General features: G+C 70.3%; 23 protein-coding genes. 22 read left to right on the plus strand and 1 reads right to left on the minus strand.

Annotated elements, in window-relative coordinates; genetic code table 11:
* Positions 1-124 precede the first annotated feature (124 nt).
* From rplS to ACFY8U_RS25525, 13 genes are all read left to right on the plus strand, one after another.
* Complete coding sequence (gene rplS / locus ACFY8U_RS25465; protein ID WP_356894105.1) at positions 125-475, plus strand: 50S ribosomal protein L19; 351 nt, start codon at positions 125-127, stop codon at positions 473-475.
* A 71-nt stretch (positions 476-546) separates the two neighbouring features.
* A complete protein-coding gene (lepB, locus tag ACFY8U_RS25470) occupies positions 547-1,308 on the plus strand; it encodes a signal peptidase I (protein WP_361603677.1) in 762 nt (253 codons plus the stop codon).
* A complete protein-coding gene (gene lepB / locus ACFY8U_RS25475; RefSeq protein WP_389573914.1) occupies positions 1,301-2,323 on the plus strand; it encodes a signal peptidase I in 1,023 nt (340 codons plus the stop codon). Before lepB (ACFY8U_RS25470) ends, lepB (ACFY8U_RS25475) begins: the two co-directional genes overlap by 8 nt.
* Entirely contained in the window at positions 2,274-3,227 is a 954-nt protein-coding gene (gene lepB, locus ACFY8U_RS25480) for a signal peptidase I (RefSeq protein ID WP_389574170.1), read from the plus strand. Before lepB (ACFY8U_RS25475) ends, lepB (ACFY8U_RS25480) begins: the two co-directional genes overlap by 50 nt.
* Positions 3,228-3,290: 63 nt before the next feature.
* Positions 3,291-4,052, plus strand: a complete 762-nt coding sequence (gene lepB / locus ACFY8U_RS25485) for a signal peptidase I (RefSeq protein ID WP_389573917.1) — start codon at positions 3,291-3,293, stop codon at positions 4,050-4,052.
* 41 nt (positions 4,053-4,093) lie between these two features.
* Positions 4,094-4,594 (plus strand): NUDIX hydrolase, encoded by a 501-nt coding sequence (locus ACFY8U_RS25490; RefSeq protein ID WP_389574173.1) that lies wholly within the window; start codon positions 4,094-4,096, stop codon positions 4,592-4,594.
* A 55-nt stretch (positions 4,595-4,649) separates the two neighbouring features.
* Positions 4,650-4,958 (plus strand): DUF2469 domain-containing protein, encoded by a 309-nt coding sequence (locus ACFY8U_RS25495; protein ID WP_005311352.1) that lies wholly within the window; start codon positions 4,650-4,652, stop codon positions 4,956-4,958.
* 124 nt (positions 4,959-5,082) lie between these two features.
* A complete protein-coding gene (locus tag ACFY8U_RS25500; protein ID WP_389573920.1) occupies positions 5,083-5,529 on the plus strand; it encodes a YraN family protein in 447 nt (148 codons plus the stop codon).
* The gene (locus ACFY8U_RS25505; protein ID WP_389573923.1) at positions 5,529-7,142 is read left to right on the plus strand and encodes a YifB family Mg chelatase-like AAA ATPase; all 1,614 of its coding nucleotides are present in this window, start codon (positions 5,529-5,531) and stop codon (positions 7,140-7,142) included. The genes ACFY8U_RS25500 and ACFY8U_RS25505 overlap by 1 nt, the downstream gene beginning before the upstream one ends.
* The gene (dprA, locus tag ACFY8U_RS25510; RefSeq protein WP_389573926.1) at positions 7,139-8,305 is read left to right on the plus strand and encodes a DNA-processing protein DprA; all 1,167 of its coding nucleotides are present in this window, start codon (positions 7,139-7,141) and stop codon (positions 8,303-8,305) included. Before ACFY8U_RS25505 ends, dprA begins: the two co-directional genes overlap by 4 nt.
* Positions 8,306-8,544: 239 nt before the next feature.
* A complete protein-coding gene (gene whiG / locus ACFY8U_RS25515) occupies positions 8,545-9,381 on the plus strand; it encodes an RNA polymerase sigma factor WhiG (protein WP_361603659.1) in 837 nt (278 codons plus the stop codon).
* 53 nt (positions 9,382-9,434) lie between these two features.
* Entirely contained in the window at positions 9,435-9,992 is a 558-nt protein-coding gene (locus tag ACFY8U_RS25520; RefSeq protein ID WP_389574176.1) for a TetR/AcrR family transcriptional regulator, read from the plus strand.
* A 28-nt stretch (positions 9,993-10,020) separates the two neighbouring features.
* The gene (locus ACFY8U_RS25525; RefSeq protein WP_389573929.1) at positions 10,021-10,311 is read left to right on the plus strand and encodes a hypothetical protein; all 291 of its coding nucleotides are present in this window, start codon (positions 10,021-10,023) and stop codon (positions 10,309-10,311) included.
* Here the strand turns inward: ACFY8U_RS25525 and ACFY8U_RS25530 are convergent.
* On the minus strand, positions 10,281-10,772 hold the full coding sequence (locus ACFY8U_RS25530) for a M23 family metallopeptidase (RefSeq protein ID WP_389573931.1): 492 nt from the start codon (positions 10,770-10,772) through the stop codon (positions 10,281-10,283). The two genes, ACFY8U_RS25525 and ACFY8U_RS25530, sit on opposite strands and share 31 nt — an antisense overlap.
* Positions 10,773-11,027: 255 nt before the next feature.
* Here ACFY8U_RS25530 and rpsB point away from each other — a divergent pair, with 255 nt between their 5' ends.
* The 9 genes from rpsB to ACFY8U_RS25575 all read left to right on the plus strand — a co-directional run bounded on the left by rpsB (position 11,028) and on the right by ACFY8U_RS25575 (position 18,816).
* On the plus strand, positions 11,028-11,933 hold the full coding sequence (rpsB, locus tag ACFY8U_RS25535) for a 30S ribosomal protein S2 (RefSeq protein ID WP_361434476.1): 906 nt from the start codon (positions 11,028-11,030) through the stop codon (positions 11,931-11,933).
* A 123-nt stretch (positions 11,934-12,056) separates the two neighbouring features.
* Positions 12,057-12,893 carry a translation elongation factor Ts gene (gene tsf, locus ACFY8U_RS25540; protein WP_361434475.1) on the plus strand — a complete coding sequence of 279 codons (837 nt, stop codon included), beginning with the start codon at positions 12,057-12,059 and terminating at the stop codon, positions 12,891-12,893.
* A 158-nt stretch (positions 12,894-13,051) separates the two neighbouring features.
* A complete protein-coding gene (gene pyrH / locus ACFY8U_RS25545; protein WP_352191873.1) occupies positions 13,052-13,816 on the plus strand; it encodes a UMP kinase in 765 nt (254 codons plus the stop codon).
* Between the two features lie 100 nt (positions 13,817-13,916).
* Positions 13,917-14,474 carry a ribosome recycling factor gene (gene frr, locus ACFY8U_RS25550; RefSeq protein WP_137993093.1) on the plus strand — a complete coding sequence of 186 codons (558 nt, stop codon included), beginning with the start codon at positions 13,917-13,919 and terminating at the stop codon, positions 14,472-14,474.
* Positions 14,474-15,559, plus strand: a complete 1,086-nt coding sequence (locus ACFY8U_RS25555) for a phosphatidate cytidylyltransferase (protein ID WP_361434474.1) — start codon at positions 14,474-14,476, stop codon at positions 15,557-15,559. The genes frr and ACFY8U_RS25555 overlap by 1 nt, the downstream gene beginning before the upstream one ends.
* A gap of 157 nt (positions 15,560-15,716) precedes the next feature.
* Entirely contained in the window at positions 15,717-16,250 is a 534-nt protein-coding gene (locus ACFY8U_RS25560; RefSeq protein ID WP_389573936.1) for a hypothetical protein, read from the plus strand.
* Positions 16,250-16,711 (plus strand): hypothetical protein, encoded by a 462-nt coding sequence (locus ACFY8U_RS25565; protein ID WP_389573939.1) that lies wholly within the window; start codon positions 16,250-16,252, stop codon positions 16,709-16,711. Before ACFY8U_RS25560 ends, ACFY8U_RS25565 begins: the two co-directional genes overlap by 1 nt.
* A gap of 11 nt (positions 16,712-16,722) precedes the next feature.
* Positions 16,723-17,760 carry a hypothetical protein gene (locus ACFY8U_RS25570; RefSeq protein ID WP_389573942.1) on the plus strand — a complete coding sequence of 346 codons (1,038 nt, stop codon included), beginning with the start codon at positions 16,723-16,725 and terminating at the stop codon, positions 17,758-17,760.
* 135 nt (positions 17,761-17,895) lie between these two features.
* Positions 17,896-18,816: a hypothetical protein gene (locus tag ACFY8U_RS25575; RefSeq protein WP_389573944.1), complete on the plus strand. Its 921-nt coding sequence runs from the start codon at positions 17,896-17,898 to the stop codon at positions 18,814-18,816.
* Positions 18,817-18,869 lie beyond the last annotated feature (53 nt).

Raw genomic sequence — 18,869 nt, forward strand, 5'->3', positions numbered from 1 at the left:
GCTGTGTGTCCGGCGAGCGCCCCTGCCACAGGGGGACGACGCCCGCCCGGTACCCACGGCGCTTCATCGTCTTCTTCGAACGTTCCGCTGATGACCTGTGGCATCAGCGAGGAAAGAGACCACCATGGCCTCCCTGCTCGACTCGGTCAACGCGGCTTCGCTCCGCACCGACCTCCCCGCGTTCCGTCCCGGTGACACCGTGAACGTCCACGTTCGCGTCATCGAGGGCAACCGCTCCCGTATCCAGCAGTTCAAGGGCGTTGTCATCCGCCGCCAGGGCTCGGGCGTCAGCGAGACCTTCACGGTCCGCAAGGTCTCGTTCTCCGTCGGCGTCGAGCGCACCTTCCCGGTGAACAGCCCGATCTTCGAGAAGATCGAGCTCGTCAGCCGCGGTGACGTCCGTCGCGCCAAGCTCTACTACCTGCGTGAGCTGCGCGGCAAGGCTGCCAAGATCAAGGAGAAGCGCGACAACTGAGCTCCGGCTCACCGATCGCGCGGGGCTTCGGAGCACTGACCCACAGGGCGGCCGGATAGGCTCTGCCCTCGATGGACACCGAAGCACAGCACACGGAGCGCGACCGCTCCTCCGAGACGGAGGAGCGGTCGCGCTCCGCGCGTATGTCCGGGCAGAGGCGGTCCGGCTGGTCATGGCGCCGTACGGGCATCCTCGGCGGCGTCTGCCTCCTCTTCCCGCTGCTCCTGAGCCACTTCGTCCTGCAGCCGTTCCTGATCCCCAGCCGTTCGATGGAGCCGACGCTCCAGGTCGGGGACCGGATCCTCGTGAACAAGCTGGCGTACCGTTTCGGCGATCAGCCGCGCCGCGGCGACGTCGTCGTCTTCGACGGCACGGGGTCCTTCCTCCAGGAGGCCCCCGAGGAGAACCCGGTGACCGGGCTCCTGCACGGCGCCGCCGCGGCCCTCGGCCTCGCCGAGCCCGCCGAGACCGACTTCGTGAAGCGGGTCGTGGGCGTCGGCGGCGACCGCGTCGTCTGCTGCGACGAGAACGGCCGGCTCACCGTCAACGGCGTGCCCGTGGAGGAGTGGTACGTCCAGCTGGGTGACGCACCCTCGAAGGTCCCCTTCGACATCGTCGTACCGCAGGGCACCCTATGGGTGATGGGCGACCACCGCAGCCAGTCGAGCGACTCCCGCGACCACCTCGGTCAGCCGGGCGGCGGTGTGGTGCCCGTCGAGCAGGTGATCGGCCGCGCGGACTGGATCGGCTGGCCCTTCGGCCGCTGGTCCGGTGTGCCGGAGACCGGTGCCTTCGACTCCGTACCCGCTCCCGCGGCGGGTGGTCATGGGTAACCGGGGGAGGGCGGCCGGGCACCGCGCCGAGACGCCGCTGCCCACCGGAACACGACCCATGGCCGGCGGCCGTCCGCTGCCCGGTCGGGCGGAGCGGCGCAAGCTCGCCCGCAAGGTGAAACGCCGGCGGCAGCGCTCCGCCGTCAAGGAGATCCCGCTCCTCGTCATGGTCGCCGTGCTGATCGCGCTCGTCCTGAAGACCTTCCTGGTCCAGGCGTTCGTCATCCCGTCCGGCTCCATGGAACAGACGATCCGGATCGACGACCGGGTCGTCGTCGACAAACTCACGCCCTGGTTCGGCTCCACACCGCAGCGCGGTGACGTCGTCGTCTTCAAGGACCCCGGCAACTGGCTCCAGGACGCCGCGCCGCCCACCGACGACCCTGTCGGCGTCAAGCAGGTCAAGCAGGCCCTGACCTTCATCGGGCTGCTGCCGTCGGCCGACGAACAGGACCTGATCAAGCGGGTGGTGGCGGTCGGCGGCGACACCGTCGCCTGCTGCGACAAGGACGGCCGGGTCACGGTCAACGGCGTACCCCTGGACGAGCCGTATCTGCACCCGGGGAACGAACCCTCGAAGATCAGGTTCAAGGTGACGGTGCCCCAGGGCCGGATCTTCGTGCTGGGCGACCACCGCTCGGACTCCGCCGACTCGCGCTTCCACCTCGACGAGAAGGACCGGGGGACCGTCTCCGTGGACGACGTCGTCGGCCGTGCGGTCGGGATCGTCTGGCCTGTGAGCCACTGGCGGCGCCTGGAGGAGCCGGACACGTTTGCGGCCGTACCGGACGGTCGTTCGGGCGCTGTGTCCGCGGACGGTGTGTCGCATAGTGTGTCTTCGCGGAATCTGAACGGATTGCCCTGGCTCCCGACCCCTGCGGAACTCCCGCTCGTTATGGGAGTGGTGGGCCTGTCCCTGTTCTGGGGCGGGCATGTGCACGGACTGAGGAGTGGATGTGGGGGATGTGGCCGTCGGCGCACGATCCGGACACGACGATCCCGAGGAGCGGCCTGAGCGGCTCGGCGAGTCGTCGGTGGCCATGAGGGATGACTCCGGCGGCCGGTCTGACGCCGACCCCGCGGACGGCGCGGCCGACGCCGGCGGCACCGGGCAGGGTGGCGAGTCCGGGGAGACCGAGGAGACCGACGGCGCTCCGAAGAAGCCGCGTTCCTTCTGGAAGGAACTGCCGCTGCTGATCGGTATCGCCCTGCTGCTCGCGCTCCTGATCAAGACCTTCCTGGTGCAGGCGTTCTCGATCCCCTCGGACTCGATGATGAACACGCTGCAGCGCGGCGACCGGGTCCTGGTGGACAAGCTGACCCCGTGGTTCGGCTCCGAGCCGGAGCGTGGCGAGGTCGTCGTCTTCCACGACCCGGGCGGCTGGCTGGAGGGTGAGCCCACTCCTGACCCGAACGTGCTCCAGGAGTTCCTCTCCTTCATCGGCCTGATGCCGTCCGCCGAGGAGAAGGACCTGATCAAGCGGGTCATCGCGGTCGGCGGCGACACGGTCTCCTGCAAGGAGGGCGGCAAGGTCGTCCTCAACGGCAAGACGCTGGACGAGACCTCGTACATCTACCCCGGCTCCTCGCCCTGCGGTGACAAGCCCTTCGGGCCGATCACCATCCCCAAGGACAGCATCTGGGTGATGGGCGACAACCGCCAGAACTCGCTGGACTCCCGGTACCACCAGAACCTCGCCGGCGGCGGCACCGTCCCGACCGACCAGGTCGTCGGGCGCGCGGTCTTCGTGGCCTGGCCGGTCACCCGCTGGTCGACGCTGCCCGTGCCGGAGACCTTCGACCAGCCGGGGCTCAGCCAGGCGCTGGCCGTGGCCCCGGGCGCGGCGGGCTTGGCCGGCGCGCTGCCGCTGGTCCTGTGGCGCAGGAAGAGGCTCACGGCTCGGCATACCGCCGAGTAGTGACGCCCGGGTAGGGTGCCGTCCCAGATCGTCGAACCGACCTTCGAGGTGGGGAGCGCTGGGATGAGCGGAACCATACGTACGGAAGGCGGCCGCGGCCGCCTCGGCAGCGTGCTGTCGGGGCTGGTCGTGGCCGTCGGCTGTGTGCTCTTCCTCGGCGGCTTCGCCTGGGGAGCCGCGGTCTACCAGCCGTACAGCGTGCCCAGCGACTCGATGACGCCGGCCCTGGCCGTCGGATCGAAGGTCCTCGCGCAGCGGATCGACGGCGACGAGGTACGCCGCGGTGACATCGTGATCTTCAACGACCCGCTCTGGGGCGATGTGCCCATGGTCAAGCGGGTCGTCGGCGTCGGTGGCGACACCGTCGTCTGCTGCGACAAGGACGGGCGGCTCACGATCGACGGCAAGGCGATCGAGGAGCCCTACACCCGGCCCGGCGCCCCGGCCTCGGGGCAGAAGTTCTCTGCGACCGTGCCGGAGGGGAAGCTCTTCCTGCTCGGCGACGAGCGGCACAACTCCCTGGACTCCCGGACCCATCTGGAGGAGGCCGGCCAGGGCTCCGTACCGAGCTCCGCGGTCACGGCCCGCGTCGACGCCGTCGCCTGGCCCGACACGGACCTCGTGGAGCGGCCCACGGCCTTCGCGGCGCTGCCGGGCGGGGTATCGGAGCGCGGGCCGGTGGAGCCGCTCTTCTACGCGATCGTCGGCGGGTGTGTACTGATCCTTGCGGGCGCCGCGTACGGCCCGGTGGCGCGGCTGGCGGGCCGGCGGTCCGGAACCCGCCCGGGAGACCGGTCGTCGGGCAGGGAGACGGTGGACGCGTGACGGGTACGGCGGATTCGACAGGTACGGCCGGTCCGGCCGGGTTGGGCGAGGCCGGCGGGCGGGAGCTGCGGCGGGTGGCGCGGGTCGTTCTGCTCGACCCCGACGACCGCATCCTCCTCATGCACGGGTACGAGCCCGACGACCCGGCGCAGACCTGGTGGTTCACGCCCGGCGGCGGCCTGGAGGGCCACGAGTCCCGGGAGGAGGCGGCGCTGCGCGAGCTGGCCGAGGAGACCGGGATCACCGAGGTCGAACTGGGACCGGTCCTCTGGCAGCGGATCTGCTCGTTCCCCTTCGACGGGCGGCGCTGGGACCAGGACGAGTGGTACTACCTGGCACGAACCACCCAGACCGCGACGGCCCCCGGGGGCCTCACCGAGCTCGAGGAGCGCAGTGTCGCGGGGCTGAGGTGGTGGACCTCCGCCGAACTGTCGGCGGCGCGTGAGACGGTGTACCCGACCAGACTCGCCGAGCTGCTGCACAGGCTGCTCGACGAGGGACCGCCGAGTTCACCGGTGGTGCTCGCCCCGGAAATCGCTTAACGGTGCGAGCGGCTGGCGCACAATAGGTGGACGCACGGCTGAAGGGGAACATGCCATGAGCGCCGAGGACCTCGAGAAGTACGAGACCGAGATGGAGCTGAAGCTCTACCGGGAGTACCGCGATGTCGTCGGGCTGTTCAAATATGTGATCGAGACCGAGCGTCGCTTCTACCTCACCAACGACTACGAGATGCAGGTGCACTCGGTCCAGGGCGAAGTGTTCTTCGAGGTGTCCATGGCCGATGCCTGGGTCTGGGACATGTACCGGCCGGCCAGATTCGTCAAGCAGGTCCGCGTGCTCACGTTCAAGGACGTGAACATCGAGGAGCTCAACAAGAGCGACCTGGAGCTTCCCGGCAGCTGATCCCGGAGCTCTCGTCACGTCGGCCCCCGGACGGGTGACGAGGTTCTCCACAGGCGTCCGGTTGTCCACCGGCCCGCACACGGAACGTGGCGAAGCGTCACAGTCGGTGCCGGAGGTGGTACCGATGAACGCACCGAACACACCGAGCGCCACGAGCACGCCGAGCACGCCGAACGTAACGAGCGCAACGAGCACGTCGAGCCGGACCAACGCGAGGAATGCCCTCGGGAAGTACGGCGAACAGCTCGCGGTCCGCAGGCTCACCGACGCCGGGATGAGCATCCTCGCGCGGAACTGGCGCTGCGGACGCACCGGAGAGATCGACATCGTCGCCAGGGACGGGGCCACCGTCGTCGTCTGCGAGGTCAAGACCCGGCGCGACGGCGCCTTCGAACACCCCATGGCCGCCGTCACCCCCGCCAAGGCCGACCGGCTCAAACGCCTCGCGGCCTGCTGGCTCGACCGCCACGGCGGACCACCGCCCGACGGAGGCGTGCGCATCGACCTCGTCGGAGTCGTCCTCCCCCGTCGGGGCGCTCCCGTCGTCACCCACGCCCGGGGGGTGGCGTGATGGGATTCGCCCGCACCTGCTCCGTCGCCCTCGTCGGCGTCGAAGGCGTCGTCGTCGAGGTCCAGGCCGACCTGGAAGCCGGAGTCGCCGCCTTCACCCTCGTCGGACTCCCCGACAAGAGCCTCACCGAGAGCCGCGACCGCGTGAGGGCCGCCATCGTCAACTCCGACGCCGAGTGGCCCCAGAAGAAGCTCACCGTGGGACTCAGCCCCGCCTCCGTCCCCAAGGGCGGATCCGGATTCGACCTCGCCGTGGCCGCCGCCGTCCTCGGTGCCGCCGAGCGGATCGACCCCCGGGGCATCGCCGACCTCGTCCTCATCGGCGAACTCGGCCTCGACGGCCGCGTCCGGCCCGTGCGGGGCGTCCTGCCCGCCGTCCTGGCCGCCGCCGAAGCCGGGTACCGCCAGGTCGTCGTCCCCGAACAGACCGCCGGCGAAGCCGCCCTCGTCCCGGGCGTCTCCGTCCTCGGCGTCCGCAGCCTGCGCCAGCTCATCGCCGTACTCTCCAACGAACCCGTCCCCGAAGAGGAAGCCGCCGAGGTGGGCCGCCCCGACGCCATGCTCGCCGGACTCCTCGTCCCCGGCGCGGGTGTCGGCACCGGGCTCTCCGCCGACCCCCTCGACGGACCCGACCTCGCGGACGTCGCCGGGCAGCACGGCGCCCGCCGCGCTCTGGAGGTCGCCGCCGCGGGCAGCCACCACCTGCTGCTCTCCGGACCGCCCGGAGCCGGAAAGACCATGCTCGCCGAACGGCTCCCCGGCATCCTGCCGCCCCTCACCCGCCAGGAGTCCCTCGAAGTCACCGCCGTCCACTCCGTCGCCGGGATCCTCCCTCCGGGCGAACCCCTCGTCCGGCGCGCCCCCTACTGCGCGCCCCACCACTCCGCGACCATGCAGTCCCTCATCGGCGGCGGCAACGGACTGCCGCGCCCCGGAGCCGTCTCCCTCGCTCACCGGGGAGTCCTCTTCCTCGATGAAGCGCCGGAATTCTCCGGGAAAGCGCTCGACGCCCTGCGGCAGCCGCTCGAATCCGGGCACGTCGTCGTCGCCCGTGCCGCCGGAGTCGTCCGGCTCCCCGCCCGCTTCCTGCTCGCACTCGCCGCCAACCCCTGCCCCTGCGGACGGCACAGCCTGCGCGGCGCCGGATGCGAGTGCCCCGCCTCCCTGATCCGCCGCTACCAGGCCAGGCTGTCCGGCCCGCTCCTCGACCGCATCGACCTCCGCGTCGAGGCCGAACCCGTCACCCGCTCCGACCTGCTCGGCCACGGCGGCCGCGGCGAATCCACCGCCACCGTCGCCGACCGCGTCCGCGAGGCGCGCGCCCGCACCGCCGCCCGGCTCGCCGGCACCCCCTGGACCGTCAACAGCGAGGTACCGGGCCACGAACTGCGCACCCGCTTCCTCGTCGGCCCCGGAGCCCTCGCGGCGGCGGAGCGGGACATCGAGCGCGGACTGCTCACCGCCCGAGGCCTCGACCGGGTCCTGCGCGTCGCCTGGACCGTGGCCGACCTCGCCGGCCACGACCGGCCCGACGCCCAGGACGTCGATCTCGCGCTCGAACTGCGTACCGGCATCGCCCGTGGCGTGCCGGCCGGAGCGGGGAGCCTCGCATGACCTCCGACGACGAGCGCCTCGCCCGCGCCGCCCTCACCCACGTCGTCGAACCCGGCGACACCCACGCCGGCCGATGGCTGGCGCGGTACGGAGCCATGGGGTTCCTGGACCGGCTCCGGGCCGACCCCGCCGGAGCCCTGGGAGCCACCCCCTTCCCCGGCACCGGGGAGAAACGGGTCGACGGGTGGCGGCGGCGGGCCGCCACCGTGGAACCGCGGCGGGACCTCGACGCCGCCGAGCGGCACGGCGGCCGGCTCGTCGTCCCCGGCGACACGGAATGGCCCCGGCAGCTCGACGACCTCGGCGAGGCCCGCCCCGTCGGGCTCTGGATCCGAGGCCCCGCCGACCTGCGGACCTGGGCGCTGCGCTCCGTCGCCGTCGTCGGCGCCCGCGCATGCACCCCCTACGGCGCCCACATGGCCACCACGCTCGCCTCCGGGCTCGCCGAACAGGGCTGGGTCGTCGTCTCCGGCGCCGCCTTCGGCATCGACGGCGCCGCCCACAGAGGAGCCCTCGCCGCCCAGGGCGCGACCGTCGCCGTCCTCGCCTGCGGCGTCGACATCCCCTATCCCCGCGGCCATGCGGGACTCATCGGACGCATCGCCGAACAGGGTGTGGTCATCGGCGAGTTACCACCCGGCAGTCACCCCACACCCAGCAGGTTCATCCTTCGTAACCGGGTCATCGCCGCCCTCACCCGCGGCACCGTCGTCGTCGAGGCCGAGTACAGAAGCGGCTCCCTCGTCACCGCCCGCGCCGCCGCACGGCTCGGCCGCCACACCATGGGCGTGCCCGGCGCCGTCACCAGCGGCCTCTCCGCGGGCGTCCACGAACTCCTGCGCGGTGAGGCCACCCTCGTCACCGACGCCGCCGAAGTGATCGAACTCGTCGGAGACATGGGCCAACTGGCCCCGGCCCGACGCGGACCCGTCCTGCCCCGGGACCTCCTCGGCCCCGGCACCGTCCGCGTCCTGGAAGCGATGCCCGCGGGCAGGCCCACCCCTCTGAGAACCATCAGCGACCGGGCCGGCGCGTCCACCGACGACACCCTCGCCAGGCTGTACGAACTGCACTCCTTGGGGTTCGTCGAACGGCAAGGAGATGACTGGCAGTTGACGAACACCCCCACGGAAGGGGGGAACCTGCGGCGAGGCGGTCCTTGACCTGGAGCATTCGGGTGAAATGGTGATGGTGATGAACCAGCCAGTTCTTCCGGCCGCACCCCAGGGGCAGAAACGCGCCACCACTCGGGTTCGAAAGCGTGGCCGAGGACGTCCACCCGGAGCGGCGCGATCCGCAGAGGTTCGCACACCGCGACGGTCCAGTCACGCTACGCTCACCAGGATTCCCTGCCGGACACCCAGACCGACCAACCCGCCAGCAGAACGGCTCAAGGCAACGCATGCCCCAGCACACCTCCGGGTCTGACCGCGCTGCGGTGCCCCCAGCAGCCCGGGGCACCGTGCGACCGCCCGCACCGACATCGCTCGACGAGCTGTGGCGGTCGTACAAGGACACGGGCGACGAGCGGCTGCGGGAACAGCTGATCCTGCACTACTCGCCGCTGGTGAAGTACGTCGCCGGCCGCGTCAGCGTGGGGCTGCCGTCCAACGTGGAACAGGCCGACTTCGTCTCCTCCGGAGTCTTCGGGCTGATCGACGCCATCGAGAAGTTCGACGTCGAGCGGTCGATCAAGTTCGAGACCTATGCGATCACCCGCATCCGGGGCGCGATGATCGACGAGCTCCGCGCCCTGGACTGGATCCCCCGCTCCGTACGACAGAAGGCGCGCAACGTCGAGCGCGCCTACGCCACCCTCGAGGCCAAGCTCCGCCGCACCCCGACCGAGAGCGAGGTCGCGGCCGAGATGGATATCGGGCTGGAAGAACTGCACGCGGTTTTCAGCCAGTTGTCCCTTGCGAACGTCGTCGCCCTGGAGGAGCTGCTCCACGCGGGCGGCGAGGGCGGGGACCGGCTGTCGCTCATGGACACCCTGGAGGACACCGCCGCCGACAACCCGGTCGAGGTCGCCGAGGACCGCGAGCTGCGCAGGCTGCTCGCACGCGCCATCAACACCCTCCCCGAGCGCGAGAAGACCGTCGTCACGCTCTACTACTACGAGGGCCTCACGCTCGCCGAGATCGGCCAGGTCCTCGGCGTCACCGAGAGCCGCGTCAGCCAGATCCACACCAAGTCCGTCCTCCAGCTGCGCGCCAAGCTGGCCGATGTAGGACGCTGACGGCGGGCGGCCGGTCGTATGGTGGAGCCGTGCCCAGGATTCGAGCGGCCTCCGTGGCCGAGCACCGGACGATGCAGCGCGGCGCCCTGCTGGACGCCGCGCGTTCCCTGCTGTCCGAGGGCGGTACGGAGGCGCTGACCTTCCCCGCCCTCGCCGAGCGCACGGGCCTGGCCCGCTCCTCGGTGTACGAGTACTTCCGCTCCCGCGCGGCCGTGGTCGAGGAGCTGTGCGCCGTCGACTTCCCCGTCTGGGCGGCCGAGGTCGAGACGGCGATGGCATCCGCCGACACCGCCGCGGGCAAGGTCGAGGCGTACGTGCGCAAGCAGCTGGAGCTCGTGGGGGACCGGCGTCACCGGGCGGTCGTCGCGATCTCCGCGAGCGAGCTCGACGACGGCGCCCGCGAGAAGATCCGCGCTGCTCACGGCGGCCTCGTCGCCATGATCGTCGAGGCTCTCGCCGACCTGGGCCAGCCTCAGCCCCGCCTGGGCGCGATGCTCCTCCAGGGCGTCGTGGACGCGGCCGTACGCCGTATCGAACTGGGAGCGGCCGAGGACCCGGACACCATCGCCGAGGCCGCTGTCGCCATGGCCCTCCGCGGCGCCGCGGGCTGACCGGCCCGACCGGACGGCTCCCCGACCCGTGACGGACCTCCCCTCCTTCGCCTTCGTGCGCCACGTCGACGGCCTCCGCCACCTCTTCGAACGGGACGGCGAGCGCCACGGCCGGCCCGCGTACCGCCGTACGGACGGCCGGGTGCGGTGCCTCTGGGCGCCCGGCCTCGGCTGGCACTGCGAGATCGCCGACGGCCTCGTCACCGCCCATCCCGTGAACGGCACCGGTGACGAACCAGAACCCCCGGCGACCGTGTGGCGCAGCTTCAAGGGCGACCGCTCGTACCTCTACGACCTGGTGACCCCCGGCGGCGGCTGAACCGTCACCGGCAGCAGCCTCGACGGGCCCACACGCAGGAGCAGCAGGGGATTCAGGTAGGTGTCGCCTCTCAGCAGGCCCCAGTGCAGGCAGGACTCCGGGCAGTGGGGGTTCTCGGGCGGCGGGCGTTCGAGCGTGGCGACCGGGGTGCCGCGGGTGACCGTGGTGCCCGCCGTGACGCTCGGGGCAACTGGTTCGTACGTGGTCCGCAGGGGTGGCTCTCCGGTGCCCGGCAGGGTGATCGTGAGGACGCCCCGGCCGGCCACCCGGCCCGCGAACGTGACCACGCCCGAGGCCGCCGCCCGGACCGGGGTGCCCACCGGGGCGGCCAGGTCGAGCCCGCGGTGGCCGGCGGCGTACGGACCGGACGGGGGTTCCCAGCCGCGGACGATCTCCGGGCGAGGCGGCCCCAGGGGCCACATCAGCGCCAGGGCCAGAAGCAGGTGCGTCGTGAGGTGCATGGGGACACCGTCCCGCAGCCGCCCGATTCGCGTTGATCATGGTTGATATCTGTGGAATACCCGCCGGTTGTGGACAGCGCCGTCACCCGGCGCCCCCGGGGTCCCGTACACTTCCTATGGCGATCCGGGTCACCGGGTCGACTTCGCACGCCCCGCCACACAACCCTCACCGGTCGTGGCAGCGCCTTTCGGTCCCTTGCGGCACGGCGCGCCGGGGTGTCAGGACATAACCGAGAAACACAAGGAGATACGGCCATGGCCGTCGTCACGATGCGGGAGCTGCTTGAGAGCGGCGTCCACTTCGGTCACCAGACCCGTCGCTGGAACCCGAAGATGAAGCGCTTCATCTTCACCGAGCGCAACGGCATCTACATCATCGACCTGCTCCAGTCGCTGTCGTACATCGACCGCGCCTACGAGTTCGTCAAGGAGACCGTCGCCCACGGCGGCTCCATCATGTTCGTCGGTACGAAGAAGCAGGCCCAGGAGGCCATCGCCGAGCAGGCGACGCGTGTCGGCATGCCGTACGTCAACCAGCGTTGGCTCGGTGGCATGCTCACCAACTTCTCCACCGTCTACAAGCGTCTGCAGCGCCTCAAGGAGCTCGAGCAGATCGACTTCGAGGACGTCGCCGCCTCGGGTCTCACCAAGAAGGAGCTCCTGGTCCTCTCCCGCGAGAAGGCCAAGCTGGAGAAGACCCTCGGTGGTATCCGCGAGATGCAGAAGGTGCCGAGCGCCGTCTGGATCGTCGACACCAAGAAGGAGCACATCGCCGTCGGTGAGGCGCGCAAGCTCCACATCCCGGTCGTCGCGATCCTCGACACCAACTGCGACCCCGACGAGGTCGACTACAAGATCCCGGGCAACGACGACGCGATCCGCTCCGTCACCCTGCTCACCCGCGTGATCGCCGACGCCGTCGCCGAGGGCCTCATCGCCCGCTCCGGCGCCGCGACCGGCGACTCGAAGCCGGGCGAGAAGGCCGCCGGCGAGCCGCTCGCCGAGTGGGAGCGCGACCTCCTCGAGGGCGAGAAGAAGGCTGACGAGGCCGAGGTCCAGACCTCTGCCGAGACCGAGAAGGTCGCCGACGCCGAGGCTGCCACCGCCACCGAGGCCACCGAGGCTGTCGAGGCTCCGGCCGCCGAGGCCGAGCAGGCCTGACCCACGACCCGACCTTCACAGGTCAGGTCCGGTTGGTTGTATCGGATGTCGACGGCGGGGGCCCACGAAGCCCCCGCCGTCCACCCGTAGATCTTTCAGACTTCGAGAGAGAAACTCAGACTCATGGCGAACTACACCGCCGCTGACGTCAAGAAGCTCCGTGAGCTCACCGGCGCCGGCATGATGGACTGCAAGAAGGCTCTGGACGAGGCCGACGGCAACGTCGACAAGGCCGTCGAGGCCCTGCGCATCAAGGGCCAGAAGGGCGTCGCCAAGCGCGAGGGCCGCTCTGCCGAGAACGGCGCCGTCGTCTCCCTCATCGCCGACGACAACACCTCCGGTGTCCTCGTCGAGCTGAAGTGCGAGACGGACTTCGTCGCCAAGGGTGACAAGTTCCAGGCTGTCGCCAACGCGCTCGCCGCCCACGTCGCCGCCACCGCCCCGGCCGACCTGGAGGCGCTGCTCGCCTCCGAGATCGAGCCCGGCAAGACGGTCCAGGCGTACGTCGACGAGGCCAACGCCAACCTGGGCGAGAAGATCGTTCTCGACCGCTTCGCGCAGTACGCCGACGGCTTCGTCTCGGCCTACATGCACCGCACCATGCCCGACCTGCCCCCGCAGATCGGTGTTCTCGTCGAGTTCGACAAGGAGAACGCCGAGGTCGCGAAGGGTGTCGCGCAGCACATCGCCGCCTTCGCGCCGAAGTACCTCACCCGTGAGGACGTTCCGGCCGAGGTCGTCGAGACCGAGCGTCGCGTCGCCGAGGAGACCACCCGCGCCGAGGGCAAGCCCGAGGCCGCGCTCCCGAAGATCGTCGAGGGTCGCGTGAACGGCTTCTTCAAGGACGCCACGCTGCTCGGCCAGCCGTACGCGCTGGACAACAAGAAGTCCGTCCAGCAGATCCTGGACGAGGCCGGTGTCACCCTGAAGCGCTTCACGCGCATCAAGGTCGGCATCTGAGTCCGTACGCGACGGACACCGGGCCCGGGTAGGGTCTGAAGCAGTCGCCCACGCTCGCGTAGGACGACCGCAGTTCTGACGAGGAGGCCATTGCCGCAGGGGAAACCGCAAGGACCCACCGGCAATGGCCTTCGTCGTATGTGCACGAGGAGATCTCCATGAACCAGAGCGCCGTACAGGGCGACGACAACCACGGCAAAAAGGCCGGCCGCTTCATGCTGAAGCTGTCCGGTGAGGCATTCGCCGGAGGCGGCGGTCTCGGCGTCGACCCCGACGTCGTGCACAAGATCGCACGCGAGATCGCCGCAGTCGTCCGCGACGGGGCGGAGATCGCGGTCGTGATCGGCGGCGGCAACTTCTTCCGCGGCGCCGAGCTGCAGGTACGCGGCATGGACCGGGCCCGTTCCGACTACATGGGCATGCTCGGCACCGTCATGAACTGCCTCGCCCTCCAGGACTTCCTGGAGAAGGAGGGCATCGACTCCCGCGTCCAGACCGCCATCACCATGGGCCAGGTCGCGGAGCCGTACATCCCGCTGCGGGCCGTGCGCCACCTGGAGAAGGGCCGCGTGGTCATCTTCGGCGCCGGTATGGGCATGCCGTACTTCTCCACCGACACCACGGCCGCCCAGCGTGCCCTGGAGATCGACGCCGAGGCCCTGCTCATGGGCAAGAACGGCGTCGACGGGGTCTACGACTCCGACCCGAAGAAGAACCCGGACGCGGTGAAGTACGACGCGCTGGAGTACGGAGAGGTCATCTCCCGCGACCTCAAGGTCGCCGACGCCACCGCCATCACGCTGTGCCGCGACAACAAGCTGCCGATCCTCGTCTTCGAACTGCTCGCCGAGGGCAATATCGCGCGCGCGGTGAAGGGTGAGAAGATCGGCACTCTCGTGAACGACCAGGGCACCCGGGCCTGAGCCTCGGCTCGAACCGGGTACCTCCCCGCGAGGGGATGGACAGAGCCCTGCCGGTCGTACACCGTGCAGGACAAGACGCGACGACACGCAGGAGCAAGTGGTGATCGAAGAGACCCTCCTCGAGGCCGAGGAGAAGATGGAGAAGGCCGTCGTGGTCGCCAAGGAGGACTTCGCCGCGATCCGCACCGGGCGTGCGCACCCGGCGATGTTCAACAAGATCGTGGCGGACTACTACGGTGCGATCACGCCGATCAATCAGCTGGCGTCGTTCTCGGTGCCCGAGCCGCGCATGGCGGTCGTGACCCCGTTCGACAAGAGCGCGCTGCGCAACATCGAGCAGGCGATCCGTGACTCGGACCTCGGCGTCAACCCGAGCAACGACGGCAACATCATCCGTGTGGTGTTCCCGGAGCTGACCGAGGAGCGCCGCCGGGAGTACATCAAGGTCGCCAAGAGCAAGGCCGAGGACTCCAAGATCTCCATCCGGTCCGTCCGCCGCAAGGCCAAGGAGACCATCGACAAGCTGGTCAAGGACGGCGAGGTCGGCGAGGACGAGGGCCGCCGCGGCGAGAAGGAGCTCGACGACACCACCGCGAAGTACGTCGCGCAGGTGGACGAGCTGCTCAAGCACAAGGAAGCCGAGCTGCTCGAGGTCTGATGAACGACTCTTCCTGGGGGGCCCCGGCCGGTTCCGGCTACTGGGGGCCCGACCAGGGGCCTGCCCCGGCGGGTCCCGCATACGATGGGCTGCAGGCGGCGCAGACTCGGCCCATGCCCATCGTGCCCGACGTCCCCGCCGGCGATCACCAGGACGACCACGACCGGGGGGCCGCTCAGCCGAGCGGTCCCCTGTTCCGTGACGAGACGCCGAACGAGCACCCGCAGGAGCCCATGTCCAGCCCGTCCCAGCCTCCTGCCCCGCAGAAGAAGAACGCGGGGCGCGATCTGGGCGCTGCCATAGGTGTCGGGGTCGGGCTGGGCGCGGTCATCATCGCGTCGCTCTTCATCTGGAAGGCCGCGTTCGTCGGCGTCATAGCGGTCGCCGTCGTGGTCGGTCTGTGGGAGCTCACCTCCCGCCTCCAGGAGCGCAAGGGCATCAAGGCGCCGCTCGTCCCGCTGGCGGTCGGCGGTGCGGCGATGGTCGTGGCCGGCTACGTCCGTGGCGCCGAGGGGGCCTGGGTCGCCATGGCCCTGACGGCGCTCGCGGTGCTGGTGTGGCGGATGACGGAGCGGCCCGAGGGCTATCTGAAGGACGTCACGGCGGGCGTCTTCGCCGCGTTCTACGTGCCGTTCCTGGCGACGTTCGTGGCACTGATGCTCACGGCCGACGACGGCGCGGAGCGGGTGCTCACGTTCCTGCTGCTCACCGTCGTCAGCGACACCGGCGCCTACGCGATCGGCTGGCGTTTCGGCAAGCACAAGCTGGCTCCGCGGATCAGCCCCGGCAAGACCCGTGAGGGCCTGGTCGGAGCGGTGACGTTCGCGATGGCGGCGGGCGCGCTGTGCATGGAGTTCCTGATCGACGGCGGCTCGTGGTGGCAGGGCCTGCTGCTCGGCCTGGCGGTGGCGGCGAGCGCGACGCTCGGTGACCTCGGCGAGTCGATGATCAAGCGCGACCTCGGCATCAAGGACATGGGCACCTTGCTTCCGGGCCACGGCGGCATCATGGACCGCCTGGACTCGCTGCTGCCGACGGCGCCGGTGGTCTGGCTGCTGCTGGTGCTCTTCGTCGGTACGACCTGATCTTCACGCTCCCTCACGAGGGGCCCGTCGCTCACGAGCGACGGGCCCCTCGTGCGTCGTGCCCTCGTGCGCCTGATGCCCGCGACGTGGGACGTGGGCGCCTCGCGTGACCTACAGTCGCGGCTGGCGGGGAGGACGGGGACGCGGGGGAGGAACGGTGGGGGAGCCGGGGGCAGCCGGAGCGGTCTGGAGCCGTCCCGAGGACGAGTCGGTCTACCAGGACGCCGTCCGCAGACTCTTCCGCGAGGACGTCGTCCTCCGGGGGTATCTGGGTCAGCGGTACGTGACGGGGATCGACGAGCGGCGTCTCGCCGCCGAATTCCACGGACCGTGGGTCGTGGAACGAGTGCGAGCCTGGGGCGCCAGGGAGTACGACGACTACCAGAGCGCCGTCGAGCAGTTCGACCAGGCCGTGGCCCAGTACGAACGCCTCGGTGCGGCCCGGCGGATGGTGACGCCGGTCTGGCTGGCTACTTTACGGATGCAGGCCACGTTCCTGCGACGCCGGTGGGAGGAGTGCCTGCCGGAGGCGCTCGCCGCCCAGGTACGGCCGACGCTCCGGCGCCTCATCAGGGAGGAGCACGACGATCTGCTCGTCACCCCCGACCTTCTGGGACTCATCGAGGTCCACGATCCGCGGTATGTGGTCCCCCACCGGGAGTGCAGGGCCTCGCCGCGAGGATGGCCTTGATGGCCGGCGGGACCATCGCGATATCCGGGCCGCGCGGGGTGGGGAAGTCCACGCTGCTCAAGTCGGTGACGCGGAACTGGGAACCCGACCATCTGGTGGTGCCGGTCGAGATTCCGGCCGCGTACGTTCCCCAGGAATTTCTGCTCTCGCTGTTCCAGAGGGTCTGCGAGGAATTTCTCGCGCTGCACGGGCATGCGGTCGATTCCTCGTCGATGTTCCTGGTGAAGCTGCGGAAGCACCTCCTGAAGCGGCTGCGCCATCTGGCGCTGCTCTCGGTGCGTCTGCTGGCGGCGGGCACGCTGCTCGTCATCGCGCTCGCGCCGCTCGGTGTCGGCGTTCGCGTGAAAGTGCACAGGTCGGTACGCGGAAACGTGCACACCCCGGCTACGCAGAACTGGGGTCCCAGCGGCCGCGCGGCAGCTGAGCTATCCGCCCGCGGACGACTTGCCGGGTGGCCGTAGACTCGCGCGCCATGGAAGAGATGTTCGAGCTGGGGGCCGTCAGTTGCCCGTCCGGCACCCTGGTGCTCATCGACGGTGGTCACCTGGGGCTGTGGAGCGGGGACCGGTCGCCGGCGGACATCGATCCGGCTTCCTTGGGTATCGAGGACGCTGCGATGGCGGCCGACGTCACGGGTGCCGTCGACTTCGTGGTCACCGGCCCGGACGCCTCCGAAGCCGTTCGGACCTTTGACCGGCAGCCGGGCTCCCGGCTTCATGACATCCCGGCCTCGCAGGCTCCCGTCTTCAAGGCGGCTTTCGGCGAACACTGCCGGTCCGCCGGTCTTGACGCCCGGCTTGAGGCCCTGCAGGTTCGGGAGGCACATGCCCACCGGGCCGTCCGGACAGGCCGCGAGGGCGGTGGCGGCTTCTCGATGTTCGGGGTTCCCGTCGTCGCCGTCGGTGGCGTACCCCGAGATCGGTATCTGCCCGTGCTGGCTACACGGGTCGCCCACGGCGACGGTGCCGGGGAACGCTGGTCCGAGATCTCGATCCGGATGAATGAGGGCCAGGTGGCGACATCGGTGTCCTTGGGTGACATCGGCGTGGACTGGGCACGTGTCCTCTTCGGTGATGTCGACGCCCTGAACACCTGGCAGCACGATGAGCCGGTGGACGGCCTGGCCGATGTGGCGTTCTGGGGCGCCGCGGCGGACGAAGCGGCCGTGGCGTTCTCCGCGCCCGAACTGGGCGAGCCCGGCGAGGACGGTGTTCACGGATGGACTGCCCTGCCTGTCTCGGAGGCATTCGACAGAGCACTCGCCCTGTCGAGATGGAAGGACGAGGGCGGACGGCGCATGGCGGTGGACTTCCGACCGCACTCACACCACTGGCAGATCATGCGCGAAGTACGTGCTTCGCACGTCGAGGCCGGAACCGTGGAACTCGGTGACGCCCGGGTGCTGTGCGCGATGACGAGCTGGGGCGACGGGTTCTTCCCGGTGACCGCCGATCTGGATGCGTCGGGTGACCTCCTCGCAGTGCGCGTGCGCTTCTTCGACGCGCCCTGAACAGCCAGCCAAGAGCCCGGGGGATGGGTACGTAGCGCCGTACCTCGGTGAGCACTTTCATGTGTACGCCGACACTCGGCGACATGCTGCGCGAGGGGATGAAGGGGCGCGGAGACCGGGGACAGCCCACGGCGGGTGCTGATCGTCATCGACGAGATCGACCGGATCGGAACCGCGGAACAGGCGCGCTCGCTCCTGACGGAGATCAAGTCCGTCTTCGGAATTCCGCACGTCTACTTCCTCATCTCCGTGGCCGAGGATGTCGGCGCGGGATTCGTTCGGCGAGGGATTCCGGTCCGTGACGTCATCGACAGTTCCCTGGACGATGTCGTTCACATCGAACCGCGGACCCTGGACGAGTCGAACGAGATCATTCAGAACCGGGTGCCCGGTCTGACCCTCCCCTTCGTCGCGCTCGCCCACTGCCTCTCCGGTGGCATCACGCGGGACCTGATCCGCTGCACGCGCCGGATGGTCATGATTCCCGAACAGCTCGGACCGGGAGAAGGGCGGCTGCGGCGCATCGCGGGGATGCTGCTGATCGAGGAGCTGAGGGAGACGCTGGCGGGATTCCGGGTTCTGATGGGCAGTGCGGAGAGCTCGCCGGACTGGGCGGCCCGCCTCGACGAGATCCGCTCGACGATCCTGCGGCTGCGGCCCTACGACGCGAACGACGCGAACAACCCGAACGACGCCGAGGCCCCCAGGCCGGACGACGGCCACGACGCGGTACGCGCGCGGGAGGCCGTCCAGCGACTGTTCGACGCCGCGACGGCTGCCGGGGGCGGTGCCGGTACCGCGGGACCGGACGACCGCCACGGGCACTGGGACGAGCTCACGGCGTACAGCGACTTCGTCCTGACGCTGATCGACTTCTTCACCGGGCGGGAGGAGTTTCCCGCGGGCCCGGTCATCAGGAGCGCCGGCCCTGACGGAGACCTCCAGCGCCTCGCCGAGGCCCGCCTCGAACTCGGCGTCTCACCGGCAGGAGCGCGTCTCCTGCTGGAGCGCTTCCGCAAGGCCTGGAACATCCCGGGCGTCGGCGCGGTCGGCTAGCGGGGTGCCGCCGCCGTCGGCGGCGGCCGGGCGGGCGGCACGCGGGGCGGTGG

Origin of the sequence: Streptomyces sp. NPDC012508, from assembly GCF_042902595.1 — a bacterium.
Lineage (GTDB): Bacteria > Actinomycetota > Actinomycetes > Streptomycetales > Streptomycetaceae > Streptomyces.